This window comes from Lentzea sp. NPDC036955 (genome assembly GCF_055608005.1).
Map to the genome: position 1 here is coordinate 245,686 of NZ_JBVJRC010000010.1, position 14,976 is coordinate 260,661.

General features: G+C 65.7%; 15 protein-coding genes. 5 read left to right on the forward strand and 10 right to left on the reverse strand.

Going from position 1 to position 14,976, the window contains the following annotated elements; translation table 11 throughout:
• Positions 1-75: 75 nt before the first annotated feature.
• On the forward strand, positions 76-1,998 hold the full coding sequence (locus ACZ7CF_RS32780) for an RICIN domain-containing protein (protein WP_470371393.1): 1,923 nt from the start codon (positions 76-78) through the stop codon (positions 1,996-1,998).
• A gap of 137 nt (positions 1,999-2,135) precedes the next feature.
• Here ACZ7CF_RS32780 and ACZ7CF_RS32785 read toward each other — a convergent pair whose 3' ends face one another.
• Positions 2,136-2,987, reverse strand: a complete 852-nt coding sequence (locus ACZ7CF_RS32785) for an HD domain-containing protein (protein ID WP_470371394.1) — start codon at positions 2,985-2,987, stop codon at positions 2,136-2,138.
• A 249-nt stretch (positions 2,988-3,236) separates the two neighbouring features.
• Between ACZ7CF_RS32785 and ACZ7CF_RS32790 the strand changes: the two genes are divergently transcribed.
• Genes ACZ7CF_RS32790 through sufU form a run of 3 tightly spaced genes read left to right on the forward strand, consistent with a single transcriptional unit; the run spans position 3,237 to position 5,736 of the window.
• On the forward strand, positions 3,237-4,010 hold the full coding sequence (locus ACZ7CF_RS32790; RefSeq protein WP_470371395.1) for a hypothetical protein: 774 nt from the start codon (positions 3,237-3,239) through the stop codon (positions 4,008-4,010).
• Positions 4,007-5,311: an aminotransferase class V-fold PLP-dependent enzyme gene (locus tag ACZ7CF_RS32795; RefSeq protein WP_470371396.1), complete on the forward strand. Its 1,305-nt coding sequence runs from the start codon at positions 4,007-4,009 to the stop codon at positions 5,309-5,311. Before ACZ7CF_RS32790 ends, ACZ7CF_RS32795 begins: the two co-directional genes overlap by 4 nt.
• Positions 5,308-5,736, forward strand: a complete 429-nt coding sequence (gene sufU / locus ACZ7CF_RS32800) for a Fe-S cluster assembly sulfur transfer protein SufU (protein ID WP_470371397.1) — start codon at positions 5,308-5,310, stop codon at positions 5,734-5,736. Before ACZ7CF_RS32795 ends, sufU begins: the two co-directional genes overlap by 4 nt.
• A gap of 348 nt (positions 5,737-6,084) precedes the next feature.
• Here the strand turns inward: sufU and ACZ7CF_RS32805 are convergent, their stop codons facing one another.
• From ACZ7CF_RS32805 to ACZ7CF_RS32830, 6 genes are all read right to left on the reverse strand, one after another.
• Positions 6,085-6,810, reverse strand: coding sequence for a hypothetical protein (locus ACZ7CF_RS32805; RefSeq protein WP_470371398.1), 726 nt, complete (start codon positions 6,808-6,810; stop codon positions 6,085-6,087).
• Between the two features lie 59 nt (positions 6,811-6,869).
• Entirely contained in the window at positions 6,870-7,727 is an 858-nt protein-coding gene (locus ACZ7CF_RS32810; protein WP_470371399.1) for a phosphotransferase, read from the reverse strand.
• A 52-nt stretch (positions 7,728-7,779) separates the two neighbouring features.
• On the reverse strand, positions 7,780-8,556 hold the full coding sequence (locus ACZ7CF_RS32815) for an aldo/keto reductase (RefSeq protein ID WP_470371400.1): 777 nt from the start codon (positions 8,554-8,556) through the stop codon (positions 7,780-7,782).
• A complete protein-coding gene (locus tag ACZ7CF_RS32820; protein ID WP_470371401.1) occupies positions 8,553-9,779 on the reverse strand; it encodes a JmjC domain-containing protein in 1,227 nt (408 codons plus the stop codon). Before ACZ7CF_RS32820 ends, ACZ7CF_RS32815 begins: the two co-directional genes overlap by 4 nt.
• An 89-nt stretch (positions 9,780-9,868) precedes the next feature.
• Positions 9,869-10,021: a hypothetical protein gene (locus ACZ7CF_RS32825; RefSeq protein WP_176929712.1), complete on the reverse strand. Its 153-nt coding sequence runs from the start codon at positions 10,019-10,021 to the stop codon at positions 9,869-9,871.
• 446 nt (positions 10,022-10,467) lie between these two features.
• Positions 10,468-10,926, reverse strand: coding sequence for a hypothetical protein (locus ACZ7CF_RS32830; RefSeq protein WP_470371402.1), 459 nt, complete (start codon positions 10,924-10,926; stop codon positions 10,468-10,470).
• Between the two features lie 350 nt (positions 10,927-11,276).
• Here ACZ7CF_RS32830 and ACZ7CF_RS32835 point away from each other — a divergent pair, with 350 nt between their 5' ends.
• The gene (locus ACZ7CF_RS32835) at positions 11,277-12,581 is read left to right on the forward strand and encodes a hypothetical protein (protein WP_470371403.1); all 1,305 of its coding nucleotides are present in this window, start codon (positions 11,277-11,279) and stop codon (positions 12,579-12,581) included.
• A 6-nt stretch (positions 12,582-12,587) separates the two neighbouring features.
• On the opposite strand, the gene ACZ7CF_RS32840 is transcribed toward ACZ7CF_RS32835, so the two are convergent.
• The 3 genes from ACZ7CF_RS32840 to ACZ7CF_RS32850 all read right to left on the reverse strand — a co-directional run bounded on the left by ACZ7CF_RS32840 (position 12,588) and on the right by ACZ7CF_RS32850 (position 14,538).
• Positions 12,588-13,601, reverse strand: a complete 1,014-nt coding sequence (locus tag ACZ7CF_RS32840) for an NAD-dependent epimerase/dehydratase family protein (protein ID WP_470371404.1) — start codon at positions 13,599-13,601, stop codon at positions 12,588-12,590.
• 74 nt (positions 13,602-13,675) lie between these two features.
• Entirely contained in the window at positions 13,676-13,957 is a 282-nt protein-coding gene (locus ACZ7CF_RS32845; RefSeq protein WP_470371405.1) for a hypothetical protein, read from the reverse strand.
• A gap of 161 nt (positions 13,958-14,118) precedes the next feature.
• A complete protein-coding gene (locus ACZ7CF_RS32850; protein ID WP_470371406.1) occupies positions 14,119-14,538 on the reverse strand; it encodes a helix-turn-helix domain-containing protein in 420 nt (139 codons plus the stop codon).
• Positions 14,539-14,976 lie beyond the last annotated feature (438 nt).

Genomic DNA, 14,976 nt, shown 5'->3' on the forward strand with positions numbered 1-14,976 from the left:
GGTGACCCTTCTGGTGGGGCAGGGGCGAACGTGTTGCCATCGGTCGGGTAGTCCAGCCGTGGGAAGTGGGCAGTCATGCAGAACTGGCACTCGTTCGTGGTGAGCGACCTGTCCGAGCCGACCGGCACGAAGTTCGTCCTGGACCTGGCCAACGCCGACGGCCAGCCGTTGACGCCGCTGGTGCTCAACCCGCTGACCTCGACGCCGGCGCCGCAGGGTCCACGGCCCAACCAGCTGTGGTGCGTCGACGGCAACCTCCTGGTCAACCGGCTGAACGGCCTCTACGCGAACGTCACCGCGAACCTGACCGCGCCGGGCACGCAGGTCATCGCCTGGCACGGGAACGGAGGGGTCAACGAGGTCTTCACCCTGACCGACGGCGCGTTCATGAGCTCGCTGGGCAACGGGACGCTCGCGCTCACCGTTCAAGGCGGGTCGACCGCGGCGGGCACCCCCGTGGTGGTGGACAGCTGCACCGGGTCGCCCGCGCAGACCTGGACGCTGTGGCCGGCCTACCCGGTGCAGGGCATCCTGGGGCTGCCGACCGGGCAGTTCCCCGCCTACACCGGCGGCCAGGGCACCGCCTACGACTCGATCAACGAGCAGCTCCAGCAAGCCGAGCTGCTGCCGCGCACGATGACCGTCGAACAGTCCTACAGCAACCTCACCATCAGCCCGCTCACGCTGTCGCTGTTCATCAGCTCCTCGGCCACGTGCCCGACGGGGGTGTCGGCGACCGACTGGAGCGCGGTGGTCACCTCGCTGCAGCAGCAGCTCAGCCTGGCCGACGACATCCAGCGCCTGTTCGGCGAGCTGACCGGGTTCATCAACTCGTTCTTCATCAACAGCGAGGCGTTGCTGGACGAGCTGGGCGCGGACGTGGGCCTGGGGTCCCAGTCGCACACCGCCGCCACGGTCCTCGCCCTGGTCGAGGGCACCGTCTACACCGCGCTGTCGGCGCTGGGGCCGGTGGCCTCGGTGGTGGCGAACCTGATGAGCACGGCCTACAACGTCTACGAGACGACCACGAAGAACCCCCTGGCGACGTTCGAGGGCGCGTTCGCCGACCTGTGGGGCGCGCTGAGCGAGGCCTACACCGGCATCCTGGCGGCGGCCGGGTCCACGGAGACCTCGGTCCTGCAGAGCTGGGCCCAGATGCAGGCCTTCCAGTCGGGCATCGCCGACGGCGAGCTGAACTGGTCGGCCGAGCTGACCGGGCAACTGGTGGAAGCGGCCACGCCCGGCTACTCGCTCGCGATCATGCAGGCGCTGGTCCCGTCCCGGTACGGCAACCAGCTGTGGGCGCAGTACCCGCGGTCGCAGGGCCCGGTCGACGGTCCGCAGGGCGCGCAGTACAGCGTCGCCCTGCCCGGCGGGGTCTACGACGTGAACCTGCTGGCCTCGGGCGCCTCCTCCGGCGACTGCCCCAGCGAGGCGGCGCTGGCCGACATCTGGAACAACGGCGCGGTGCCGCAGGACGTGTTCGGCAACCAGAACGGGTGGAACCTGTACACGCACTACCAGGACTGCGACGCCAACACGCTGTACACGACGATCTGGAACCAGACCCCCGACGACCTGTCGGTGACGGCGTGGACCTGGAACCAGACGAGCTTCGTCGCCGGTGCGGCGACCCGGCCGTTGGCGGCGTGGTCGAGCATCACCTACGGCACCACCAACGAGACCACGAACACCGATGTGGGCTTCAACGTCTTCAACCCGGCCGTGTCGACGTCCACCCCGGTCGCGACCTTCCACGGGCACATGGACGTGGCGGTGCTCAAGGCGGGGAACGTGTCGGTGACGGCACAGTCCACAACAGACGACTACCAGCTGGTGAACACCCAGTGCGCCAACGGTTCTTTCCACAGCGCGCAACCGGGCCTGATCCAGATCACCGTCACCACCGACACGGTGACCAACGGCACGCCTCCGGCTGTGCAGTTGGTGACGCACCACGGCGATCGACGTGCCCCGGTAGGGTCGCCGACCCCGTAGCGCCGCTGAACCTGCTCACGGGCCGGAAGCCTTCCCGCGGACCCCGGAAAGCCTGCCGTAGGACCAGTTGACCCTTGCAGAACAGAAATTCCCGGCTCATCACACCGATTCCACTTCAAATTCGACAAAAACGCAGACTAAGCGCCCTTGACGACGAACTGCCCGTTTTCGACCGCAGCCGCGCGAACCCGCTGATACAGCTCGGTGAGCGTCGCACTCACCGACACCCGCGGGAGCTGCAGGTTGTCCAGGTCCTCAGCGGTAGCGCTCACATCCGACCACCCCTGCCCCGTCAGGTGCCGCATCAGCGCCGGGTTCAACCGGTCCACCGCCCGCACGAGCCGCGCCTCCACCGTTTCCGCTGCCTCGTGCTCGTGCCACACCGCGAGCATTTCGGAGGCAATGGGTTCCGGGAGGGAACCGAATCGTTCCTGAGCCGACTGCTCCTCCGCCAACGCCTTCTGCCGCTTGGCTTCCGCGCTGCCCTCGGCGGCACCGTCGGTGCGCCAGGCGGAGGGGTCGCCGGTGTCGATCTCGACGAGGTCGTGCAGGAGGCACATCTTGATCATCTTGTCCAGGTCGACGGGTGCGTTGAACTCGCGCTCGAACTCGTCGCGCAGGAGCCAGCAGATCAGGGCGAGGTGCCAGGAGTGCTCGGCCACCGACTCGGGCCGGTCGGGGGTCGCCAGGTTGTGCCGCTCGACCTCCCGCAGGCGCGCGGAGAACTGGATGAACGAGTACAGGCGATCAAGGGTGGAGGTCACCGGGCCGAGCGTAGAGCAATGCCGGCCACCGCGTGTTTTCTCCTGACGAGGAATGGCATAGCCCCGGTTTCCTCGATCAGCATCGGAGAGTAGTGCAGAAGACCACCCTTCCGGGGCAACGGCGTGAGAAATTCCTCGTGCACATGAATCAAGAATCACGCTGAGTCGCAAGATGGATTTCAGACTTACCTGTTCTGACCGGAAGAAGCGGTCGGCCCAACTCAAGAACTCACTCGTCCAGCCCTATGCACATAACGGACGACAAGGACAACACAACCGCTCGTTCACAGGTCGCGCTAGCTTGGGGGAAGAGCGCCTCGGTGCGCCACCAGCCTCCACTGGAGGGCAGGCGGCGAGAACGCATGCTGCCGTGGATGACAACACGAAACCGTGTCACCACGAGGGGGAATTCGAATGGCCAAGGTTTATGACGCTGAGTTTCTGCGCGCCCACTTGCCGGGTGTGTCCAACCGGGTGACGACGCTGCGCGAGTGCCTGGAGCCCGGGAGCCTGTGGCAGCCGGTGCTGCAGCTGACCATCGTCACCGACATCGACGGGGAGCCGCACGTCCTCAACGGCACGCGCCGCGCCTCGGCGAACCGGACGCACCCGAACGTGGTCAGCACGCCGACGAGCATGCTGCCGGTGCCGCTGGCCTCGGCGATCCTCGACGACAGCAAGGGCTCGCTGGAGGAGGAGCTGCCCCTGCTGCTCGACGAGGTGCGCTCCGACGACCTGCGGGTGGTCGCCCGCTACGCCGAGAACGACGTGCGCCCGGTGCCGCGCACCGCGGAGGCGCTGCCCTACGCCGTGGCCGACCTGTTGGCCCGCAAGCTGGGCTGCGGCACCGCGCTCGAGCACGCCACCGCCGAGGAACCGCTGGCCACCTGCTCGCTGTCCATGGTCGGCGGCGGGTTCAGCTACGCCGCGGACGGCGACCTGGACGAGGACGGCCTGGCCGAGCCGCTGTTCGAACCGCTGCTGATGTTCGGCGTCGTGGTGCGCTGGCAGGACCCCGCGGTCTTCCCGGAGCGGACCGAGTCCTACGACGGCATCGTCTGGACCCGGCTGCCGGACTACCAGGAGGGTGTGCGGACCAAGCGGATCGAGGCGTTCAACCCGAAGTTCGCCGAACCCGACTACATCGCCGACGCCGACGAGATCAGCGTGTGCGTGCGGGGCCTGTGCCTGCAGACGGCGAACATCATCATCGAGTCCGGCACCGTTGACCACAGGACGGTCTCATGACCGCCGTCGACCGGACACCCGCCCTCCCCCGCCTGGACTCCCGGAGCGTCCGGGCCGACTTCCCGCTGCTGACCGCCTCGGACGCGAGCTCGCTGGTCTACCTCGACTCCGCGGCGACGACCCAGCGCCCGCGCGCCGTGCTCGACGCCGAGCGCGAGTTCCTGGAGCACTCCAACGCCGCGTGCCACCGCGGTGCGCACCGGCTCGCGGAGCAAGCGACAGCCGCGTACGAGGACGCCCGCACCACCGTCGCCGCCTACCTGGGCGGGGACCCCTCCGAGGTCGTGTTCACCAAGAGCGCCACCGAAGCGATCAACCTGCTCGCGTTCTCCCTCGGCTCACCCGGCACCGGCGCGGACAGCCTGTCGATCAGGCCCGGCGACGAGGTCGTCGTCAGCGAGCTGGAGCACCACGCCAACCTCGTGCCGTGGCAGGAGCTGTGCAGGCGCACCGACGCCACCCTGCGGTACATCCCCAGCACCACGAACGGTTGTCTCGACCTCACCGTGCTCGACGAGGTGATCGGCGAGCGGACCGCGCTGGTGTCGGTGACCCTCCAGAGCAACGTCACCGGCGCGGTCACCGACACCGCTCCGATCGTGCGCGCCGCCCGCCGAGCGGGAGCCCTCGTCGCGGTGGACGCCTGCCAGGCCGCAGGCCGGATCCCGATCGACGTGCGCGCGCTCGACGTGGACTTCCTCGTGCTGTCGAGCCACAAGATGCTCGGGCCGAGCGGCATCGGCGTGCTGTGGGGCCGGTTCGACCTGCTGGGGCGGATGCCGCCGTTCCTCACCGGCGGCTCCATGATCGAGACGGTCACGCTCACCGGCGCCACCTACGCCGACCCGCCGCGCCGCTTCGAGCCCGGCGTGCCACCGGTGTCGCAGGCCGTCGGGTTCGCCGCGGCCATCGGCTACCTGCAGGGCCTGGGCGAACAGCGGGTGCTCGACCACGAGGTCGAGCTGACCGGATACGCGCTCGCCGAGCTGCGGGCGCTCCCCGGCGTACGCACCCTCGGACCCGACGACCCAGCGCGCCGGCCCGGGATCATCAGCTTCGTCGTCGACGGGGTGCACGCGCACGACGTGGCGCAGATCCTCGACGACGACGACATCGCGGTGCGGGCAGGTCACCAGTGCGCATGGCCGCTGCACCGGGCCCTCGGCGTCACAGCGACCGTCCGCGCCAGCGTGCACGTCTACAACGGACACGACGACATCGACCGCTTGGTCAGCGGCGTGCGGCGGGCCCGCGAGTTCTTCGCCGCGCAGGGGTTCATCGACCTGGAGGAGCACGCGTGAAGCTCGACGACCTCTACCGGGACGTCATCGCCAAGCACTACCGCCTGCGCAGCGGCCACGGCCTGCAGGACGAGTTCACCGCGGAGGTGCACAAGGTCAACCCGTCCTGCGGCGACGAGATCACCCTGCGCCTGCGCCACCACGACGACATCGTCGACGAGCTGAGCCACGAGGTCGCCGGCTGCACGCTGAGCCAGGCGTCGGCGTCGGTCATGCACACCCTGGTGATGGAGGCGAAGACCGCGGACAGGGTCGCTGAACTGCACGACGCGGTCCGCGACTTCCTGCGCGGCACGACTCCGGAGCCGCCGGCCTCGGTCGGCGCGATGGGCGCTTTCGAGGCCGTGCGGTCCACCGGAAGCCGCGTACGTTGCGTCCTGCTTCCGTGGCAGGCCCTCACCGCTGCGCTCAAGAGCGTCAGGTAGCTGGTTCGTGGCCACGACTTGGGCGTGCCTTGTGGACGGCGAGGTGGAGGTCGGCTCGCAGGCGGTGATTGACGTGTTGCGCGAGCTGCCGACCAAGTCGAGTATGCGCGGTCGCTGACCAAAGGACTCGTCGTGGAGCTCACGGTGAGGCGGCGTCCACTTAGGACAGAAAACAAGATCGCCCGCCGAACCTGTTTGCGCAGGTCAGCGGGCGATTCTTGTGCTATCCAATTGTGGACCTGACTACACAGCATGAGAACTCTGTTGTAGCAGCTCAGGGGCCCGAACTGGCCATCAAGGCCGTTGGCCACCGCATGTAGTACCCCTGATAGACAGGTCCCCGACTGGCTAAGGAAGCGGCGTCTTGCCGCGCCGCTTCCGCCAGAATCGATGCCACCGTACCCGCCACGTGAGTTGGGGCTCAGCCATAGGCTCGTAGCCCATAGCGACCTGCTGTTCTCTGATGCTTATGCGCTCAGTGGGAGTCGGCCCGCTGTTCTCTGGATCGTCGTGTACATGTTCGACGGGTTCAGCCAGATGACGTCTCCACCACTCCCCACTCGCATCCCGGAAGATGACCGTGGTGCCCAACGCTGGTTCGCCGGGGTGGTCGGCGTTAATCCAAACGAAGCAGACGACGTACTCCGACTCGGGATCGATGACTCCGACCTCGATCGAGAACTCATCCCACGTGCTCTTTCGTCCCCTGTTGACCAACTGGATGCGAGCGGGTCCAACAAGCTCCTTACTGCCGTTGTGGATCACGGCTGTGGCCTGAATGAGCGGCGCTGTGGCTCTCCAAGCGATCCTGTCGTCCCCCATAGGGTCGGGATTCGGAATCATCTCTACGTGGAACAGCCGGTTGCTGAGCCGCGCCCCCTCCGGGAGGACGTCGACAAGTGCGCCAATCTCGTGATGCTTGACGTGCGTGATCTTCGAGTACACGAGCCGTGCTTGCTCTTCACGCTTGATCTTGATGTTGCGACGATAGGTGAACGCAGCGACCAAGAGCGCTGAGAGGGTGCCGATCGTGCCGAGCCAGTTCCGCACCAGCTCCCATCCGGCAGCCGTCATGCGACGACAATAGTGGACAACGCGATGCAGTCCGACACGCCCCAGACTGTCACAGTGGTTTAAGTCCGCAGGTCCACCAGCAGCTTTTCTGCTTCCACCTTCGCGGGCTCTGAGAAGCGCGTCGGGGCTCCACGCCTGTCGGCAATCCTTATCGCATTGGCACAGTGCATGAGCTGCGACAACTTGCCCGATCGCGTCTGGAGATCATCGGCGAACGCCGTCTCGACGCGCGCGAGCAGCTCGGGGTCGGGCAACGATGCCTGCCACAAGGTCGCCGCATCGTGACCTCGCGGAGCAAGGCCCCAGTCCTGCCAGTCGATCAGCAACCCAGACACCGTCACGTTGCCCCAATGCAGGTCAGCGTGCGCCGTTCTCCATTCATCCACTACCGTGTCCACCTGCTCGAACACCTGACCGATCCGACGTGTCAGGTGCTCCTGACTCACACCCACACGCTCGGTCGGATGCTGCCCCAGAGAACTGAGCGACCGGCACAGCGTGCTCCACCACTCGTCCGGCAAATCCTTGGCAGCGTCCAGGCCGCCCGCCACTCTCACCGACGGTGAGGAGACGAACTCCACCTCGTCGACACGCCACACGAGGTCACGAACCGGATCGGCCCACGTCGCGCTCTGGAACCAGCCGGGGATCGGGACACCTTCGATCGCGGACGCGGCCTCCAGCCCGACCCACGCGGCGCTCTTGATCCGCCACGGGAGACGCTGCTCAATCCGTGCCCACGTTCCGCGACTGGTCCGGAACCCCTCGGTTACGCCTCCGACCCCGTGTACGACCGTCGTTCGGTCCAACTCAAGGTTCAACGCACGCTCGACGTGCTCCAGCACATCGTCATGCTCGTTCGCGCTCGTATCGAAAATGGCGATGGGCCGAGCCTGACCCGGTTGTGCTGCTGACACCGAAGCAATCCTTCCTGACGAACCGGACGACATCCTGTCGAACCTAAGGGCACTAGTCCGAACCGGTAATCAGTTCGCGGTACTTGTCGACCGCTTCGCAATCCACTTCGAGTTGCGTCGCGTCCAACAGTTCGGCGAGATGCTGTTCGCTGCTCGTACCTACTGCCAGTCTGGTGCACTGCGGCAGTTCGAACGCAAGCCTCACCGCCGCCTGGACCGGGGTATGGGCCTGGTCCGGTTCGAGGAACGGTGTGAAGTTGGTCGACGTCCACACGCGGTTACTCGTGCTTCCGGCGAACGGGCTCATCCCCCAACGCCGATCAGGCTTGACGTCGAACTCCCAGGCCAGCCGCTCGGCCGCGTTCAGTTGTTCGGCGCTCAGAGTCAGCCCCGCACGGACCATCAGGATGCTCGGCGCTGGGCATCCGGTGCCAGCCTGCAGGACGTCGAGCAGTGGACCAGGTTCCCATGAAGAGATGCCCCAGGCGTCACAAAGTCCCAGCTCGACGGCATTTTCCAACTCGGCACAAGCGTCGGCGAAATAGTCGAATGCTTGTGCACGATGAAGTGACCGAAGACTTTCCTCAGGGTTGTGCAACAGGACCACTGCGGGCGGTACTGAGAGGTCGCATACAGCCTGCTCTACCGCCTGTCTCAGCCCCCATCGCCGAAGCGAATGACGGCTGGTGCCCCCGGCTCGGAAGAACCCCACCTTGGTCGAGATCGTGAACTCGTGGATGAGGTCGCCGGCCGCCTTCGCCAGCGTTCGATGCCCGTGGAACGCCTGGTAGTTGAACGCCGTGTCGAGGTCCGTGACTCCGAGCGTCAAAGCTTGCTCAAGCAGCTCGCGGCTGGGACGAGTCCGGTGAAACCCGAGTGCAATGCGTCGGTCAGCTCTGCGCACAACCCCTCCTTCATGAAGATCTCCGCAAGGGGTGCAGCCTCAATGCCGGTCAGCTCGGAGACGCTCGAAATCGACACGGGGTAGCCCGAGAGCAACAGCCTCGCCGCGGCCTCGGCCCGGAGGTTGAGCCGAAGTCGCTTACCGACGCTCGTCACAGTCACCTCGCTGGCGTCAACGGCGATGTGCGGGGGGAACGGGCTGACGCAGACGACGTCGGACACCGGGCCGAACAGCCCTCCGGTGTGCACGTATCGGCAGGGCGGCTGTTCTGCTTCGCGTGCGGCGAGGTAGGCCGGGATGCTGAGGCGCTCAAAGTGGCGCAGCATCGCGACGTACAACTGGCTGTGCTGAAGGCCCTGTTCCTCCTTGGTACCGAATCGGTCGAGGTCCTGACGGAACAACAGGTCCGTTCGCGTCTTGTCTCCGAGCCAGGCCATCCAGTCCACACCAGTGCGCTTCACGAAGCCGAACGTCACGTGCAGACTGAAACCCTTGTCGTCTCGATCGTTCCGTGTGGCGGTGTGCCAGTACCCCCGAGGGATGTGCATGACATCGCCCGGCTGCATGGTGCCGGACCAGACGACTTCCTCGCTGGGGTCGGAGTTCGGCACCGCGTCCCGATACATCGGCGCTTCGCGCGACGCGCCCCGCACCTCCCAGGACTTCTCGCCGGCGAGTTGTACGACGATGACGTCGTGGTCGTCCCAGTGGAGGCCGAATCCCGCTGCGTCAGCAGTCGTGAGGTAGGTGTTCACCTGGACGAGTTCGTGCGACCACCACTGAAGAGCGCGACAGGCCGCCTCCATCGTCGGATCGAAGGTGTCCATCGCGTCCACGACGAGCGTGCAGCCGGTGCGCATGAGGCGTGACAAGGTGTCCATATTCGCCATCGGCAGGCTCTGACCGCGCCTGGTGACGGAGGACGTGAGGAACTGGTTCGGGCGCAGTTCCTCTCCGTTCTGGAAGCAACGAAACTGAGGTGGTGCAAGGCTTCGACGCATTGCAGCGTCGAGCAAGCGCTGGGGCGTGAGCAATCGGCTGTACAGTTCGGGGTCGTCGAACGAGCCGCGGGCGAACCCACGCCCCAGCGGCGCTGCACCACTCCACCCGAGCGCCTTCTCAATCATCTCGATCAGTCGGTGTTCCACGGTGTCCTCCTCGGCGTCGTTAGAACCCGGTGGGGCACCACCCGTCATGGCGCCCCACCGAATGAATGGACTTCAGGACCGAGCCACGATCAGCCCGCGCTTTCGGCGGGGATGTTCAGACCGTCGCCGACGTAGCCGTCGCCGCCCGCGTCCTCCGACGCGTCAGAGTGGGAAGCGTCCATGCGCCCACGCACCACCGACAGGTCTTCGACCGCCAGCACAAGCGAGCTCACGGTGTCCATGCCGTACCTCCTTTCGTTGCCGAGTAGGGACAGACCGGTGTGGAGGTGCGCACAGGCACCTCATCGGAGAAGTTCGACTCGCGTGTTGCCGATGTGCTCGCCGCGCAGCTATTCCTGCCTGTGCTTCGCGGCTGGGTAGCTGCAGTACGGGGATAACGTTGAGAGCCCAGTGACGGCTTGTTCCAGCGTTCCGACACAGCGGAAGATGACCGGTGACGGCGCGAATGGGTCTGACCAAGTCCGCTGCCTAGGTACTCGCAGCGCAACGGCGTAGTTCTCAGCCCATGCAGCCACGGTGTCGATGTGGTCAGGGAATGTCCTGTGCCAGAGAAGCCCGTCGTCACTTCCCGTCGAGTTGGGCAAGGGCAACACCATCAGGCCCATCTCGTGCAGGCGTATGAAGAGGCCTTCAAGTTCGTGGCTTGCACCCGTAGCCGCAAGAAGAGTCATCGCTGCAACGCCGTCTGCGCGCAGGCGACGACAGTGGCCACCAACGGAAGCATCGTCGTGCCGGGAAGAGGGGGACAGATCCAGCGCAGGCAGGTGGAATTGCGCATAGGATCTGGCGGCAGCTGGAACAGCGCGGTCCCGCCGTGGTGCGTCACGCCACGCAGCTCCAAGATTCCCAGGCTCGTGATGCTCGGCGGTTGTGCCTGGCAAAAGAAGGCCCAACGGCGGCCGGTTGTCCCCGTGATCTCCAAGACCGCTGCGTCCAGCCAAAGCTGTTTCAGGGAGTTGTTTACCTCACCCGCAAGGCCGCTCGGCATCGAGATGACATCCACACGCTGCCCGCACACGAGGAAGGTGCCCTCGGCGACCTTGAGGGTTGGCCAGCTGACCCCGTCTGCATAGTCCTGGGTCGTGACAGGCGAGGGGTGAGGTGCCACCGCGCCGCTGCGATGCACCTCACCCCCCGAGGAGGCCGGTGATGCCGCAGTCGGGGTGCACCTCACGGCCTCAGAACGCAGCACCGACCGCGTGCCCGCAGGAGTGGGGACGGCAACGCGTCTGGTGTCGGTCTGCGTGGTCATTTGATTTCCCCGTCGTCTGTTTCCCGTGGAAGTCCTAGGCCTTGTGGCACCCATTGGTGACGCGTGCCACAAGCTGCTGACAAGACACAAAGATGGTCGTTTGAGTCGATCATTGGCAGGTCATGAACCGATCATCTGCTGATCATCAGGTGGTCATGACACCGCAGACAGGCCACGAATGGCCGATCGACGCCTACTGTTGAGGCGACGACGGAGGTCGAAAGATGGCGCAGCCTGAACCGCGCACGCGGCTTGAGCAGCTTGTCCAAGGTGCCACCTTGACCGTGGCCGAGTTCATGGCGGGCTACGCGACTGCTGCCGCCGAGATGGGCGAGACAGCAACGGTCAGCGAGCCGCAGGCGAGGCGCTGGCTAAGGGGCGGCTCGGGAAGTCCGCTGCCTATCGCACGCCGCGTACTTCAGCACTGGTGGAAAGAACCGGTTGACCGCCTGCTCGGGCCACCCGACCACGGCACCGCAAGTGCTGTGCCGATCGTCGAGTTGAGCAAGGAGGAACAGATTGTGAAGGCTGGCCGGGATTCCATGGAGCACGCTATCCACGCTGCGTCTGCGCTGGACCCGTCCGCTCTTGAACAGCTTCACGCGGATGCGCGACGAGCAGCACACGCCTACTACGTCACGCCACCGTTCGAAATGTTCACAGACCTGATGCGGCTTCGGAATGTCGTCTATACCCAGCTCGATCGCATCGAGAAGCCTCGGCAGAAGGCCGAGCTGTACCTCATCGCCGGCCAGGTGTCCGGACTTCTCTCGTCCGTCTCCTGGGACCTCGGCTATCCAGACGTCGCTGAGGAACACGCCCGCGCTGCCCACACCTACGGATCAGTGATCGATCAACTGTCGTTGCAGGCATGGGCGCGAGCACATCAGGTGACTTGTGCTTTCTGGTCTGACCAGCCTCGCCGGGCAGTCCGCATCGCGGAGGCTGCGCTGGTCACAGCGCCAGTTGGAACCGCCCGAGCCCGCCTGCTTTCCGTCCAGGCGCGCGCTCTGGCGATGATTGGTGCGCGCGACGAAGCAGTCAACGCACTCGATGCGGCGTTGACCGAACTTGACCGAGCCGGAAGCGACCCGCTTCTTGACGAGGTTGGCGGCGAACTCGGATTTGACCGTTCGCGCCGCGCACTGTGCGCAGGTGCGGTCTACGTAGCACTCGGCAACGGGACGCGCGCGGAAGCGGAGGCGACCGCTGCCCTGGAGCTGTTCGGCCAAATGCCCGACGAAGTCAGGTGGGGAGCCGGAGAACAGGGCGCTCGGATCGACCTCGGAACTGCACGGGTCCTGAAGGGCGACTTGGCAGGAGCCGAAGCCGCTTTGTCGTCTGTGTTCGAGCTGGAGCCTGATCGGCGCACTGAGGCGTTGGTCCGGCGCCTGACGCGGCTTGGCGGTGTAATCGGGGCCGAACGGTTCCGTAGCGCAATCGAAGCCAAACGGCTCGGCGAAGCCATCGAAGACTTCGCCGAGCGGAGCTTGCCGCGCACAACACCACGCCGCGCAATCTCTCCATGAGCGGAGCTACTGATCGCCCCGGTGTTCAGCCCACGCCTTCAGGACAGCGGCTTCTCGTTCCGGGGCGATCCCTAGTTCGCCTTTGCGCTCGTGCTCGACCAGCTCGCCGTCGTGCATCCACGCCCACGTGTCCGTGACCGTGTCGCGCAGCGGCCTCGTCGTGAGCCCGTTCGCGCGAGCCGGTGAAGCGTCGACATCCCAAGCCCCTGCGTAGGTGCGCCAGATGGGAAGCTCAGTCCACTGTTTGACGCCTTGATCAACCAGGTAGTCCTCGTCGACCCAGACCATGTCCGCGGTCGACTTCGTCACCTCCGCACAAGCCCCCAGGAACGAACCGAAGGTGTCCGTTCCTGGAGCAGTCACATTGAACACGCCCGCTGGTGCCGTGAAGGCGAATTGCGCGACGTCACGAACGTCAACCGGCTGGATCGATCGGCCAGGATCGCCAGGACACAGGACCTGTCCGCCACGCTCGAATCGCCTCAGCCACCAGGGCAACCGGCCTACGTATTCGCGTGGGCCGAGGATCACCCCTGGGCGGAGGATCGTTGTTCGCTCCGTCCCGAAGGTCTCCAAGATCGCGCGCTCGCAACCTGCCTTGCCGAAACCGTAGGTAGAAGGTCCCGGATCGCCGTCGTATCCGAAGTCAGGACCTGCATCCGATGGGCAGTCAAGAACAGGGGAGTCGCCAGTTAGTGGGGTGGTCGGCCAGCCCTCGTAAACCGACACTGTGCTGATAAAGACGTAGCGCGCCGCAACAGGCTCCAGGGCGCGAGCCACAGCGAGCGCTTCGCGGGGAACGTAGCCGGTCGTGTCAAGCACGAGATCCCACGGTCCGGCGTCGGCCAACCGCGCGAGGTCTGCCTCGTTGGTTCGGTCACCGCGGATCAGCTCCACGCCAACCGCGCCTTCCCCTGAGTGACCACGCCGGAACGTGGTCACCTGGTGCTGCGCCGCGAGCGCGGCATCAACTACGGCACGACCGAGGAACCAACTGCCGCCCAGCACAAGTACGCGCATTCCGCCATCCTCGCGAAGATCAGGCAGTCGAGTCCAGCCGGGGAACCACCGCCGTCCCTCGCCGGCGTCCGACGTCAGCTGCCCTCGGCGCTTAGTTGCTCGATGAGGCGGCGGCACGCGTCGGCCTCGCGTCGGGGCAACGGGACGTTGCTGAACACGTGCTCTTCGAACATCTGCGGCAGTTCGCTAACGAGGCCGCGTTCTGCGGCGAGCTCGCCGATCAGGTTGTAGAGCAAGACGGTGACGGGTGCGCCCTGCCGGATGCGCAGGACCCGGTTGCCGTTCCGGTCGGTGCTGATCTTCCAGTGCGGTCTCTGGCCTGGCACGAACGTGACAAGCGGCTCCACAACGAACATCCCCCATCTCGCGGCCGACAAGGTTGTCATCGGGCCGCTTCCCTCCGCACGTCGCCTTGTCCTCCCCGACCAGTAGACGCGCTGGACCAGCCGTCGTTGGCTGATCATTCAAGTATCCGATCCCGACACCGTACAACGTCGGCGAGTTCGGCCGCTGAGGGTCAGGACGCCGTCTCAGGGGACTGCGGGGACGCAGCGGGCAGGGTGTTTCGGAGGGTCTGTGCCATCGCCAGGAGAACGACCCGGCCTTCCGGGGTGAGCTCGTTGTAGAAGTCCAAGAGGTTGGCCTCGTCGACGTTGAGCGGGCGGCCGTTCACGGGGAACTCGGAGTCGAGTGCGAAGGCCTCGCTGACCTCGTCGATGCTCGTGCCGAGGGCCGTTGCCAGGCGTTCCATGACGTCCAGGTTCAGGCTGCGGTGATCCCACTTGCCGCGGACGTAGCGCGACAGGCTGTCGTGCGGCAGGTTGTTGTCCCGCTCGATCGACCTGATCGACCGCCCGCCCGCGTATTTCCTGACGAGTCTGCCGATGTGGGTCTCACGGCTACCGGCGTTGTGGCTGCCTGACTCACCTGTGGTCATGTTGTTCCCCCCGCGCCGTCCTGCGTCGTACTTCCCCTGAGGCAGACCGGCTGAACCCAGTTGCGAAGTGCGCCATTCCTACCAACTGGTCGCACCCATAGGCCAATTTTCGACCGTCCAGCGGTCGACCGCGACCCGCCGTTGGTCTACTCACGATCGCCCCACCGTTGTTCGGGGCCGAATCGTAATCGAGATGGTCCACTACCGAACGACCAGTTGGCCAGCCTGACCTAACACACGCCTGTCACCAGCGACGCGACAATCTGAGCGAGTGTCGTGTTTCCGCTTGACGTCCTGGTTGAGTTCAGGCAACGTGGAATTGCAAGGTCAACAACTTTCGTCACAAGTCCTGGGGGGCTTCATGAGGAAGCGACGCGCGCACGGTCGGGTGTCGGCCGACGTGGAAGCGATGCTGTCGGCGTGGATGGCCGAGCTATC

What these genes read in the sequence shown, in the direction of transcription:
- ACZ7CF_RS32780 (WP_470371393.1), top strand. Translation starts at nt 76, where the DNA reads ATGCAGAACTGGCACTCGTTCGTGGTGAGCGACCTGTCCGAGCCGACC.
- ACZ7CF_RS32795 (WP_470371396.1), top strand. Translation starts at nt 4,007, where the DNA reads ATGACCGCCGTCGACCGGACACCCGCCCTCCCCCGCCTGGACTCCCGG.
- ACZ7CF_RS32805 (WP_470371398.1), bottom strand. Translation starts at nt 6,810, where the DNA reads ATGACGGCTGCCGGATGGGAGCTGGTGCGGAACTGGCTCGGCACGATC.
- ACZ7CF_RS32825 (WP_176929712.1), bottom strand. Translation starts at nt 10,021, where the DNA reads ATGGACACCGTGAGCTCGCTTGTGCTGGCGGTCGAAGACCTGTCGGTG.
- ACZ7CF_RS32835 (WP_470371403.1), top strand. Translation starts at nt 11,277, where the DNA reads ATGGCGCAGCCTGAACCGCGCACGCGGCTTGAGCAGCTTGTCCAAGGT.
- ACZ7CF_RS32840 (WP_470371404.1), bottom strand. Translation starts at nt 13,601, where the DNA reads ATGCGCGTACTTGTGCTGGGCGGCAGTTGGTTCCTCGGTCGTGCCGTA.
- ACZ7CF_RS32845 (WP_470371405.1), bottom strand. Translation starts at nt 13,957, where the DNA reads ATGTTCGTTGTGGAGCCGCTTGTCACGTTCGTGCCAGGCCAGAGACCG.
- ACZ7CF_RS32850 (WP_470371406.1), bottom strand. Translation starts at nt 14,538, where the DNA reads ATGACCACAGGTGAGTCAGGCAGCCACAACGCCGGTAGCCGTGAGACC.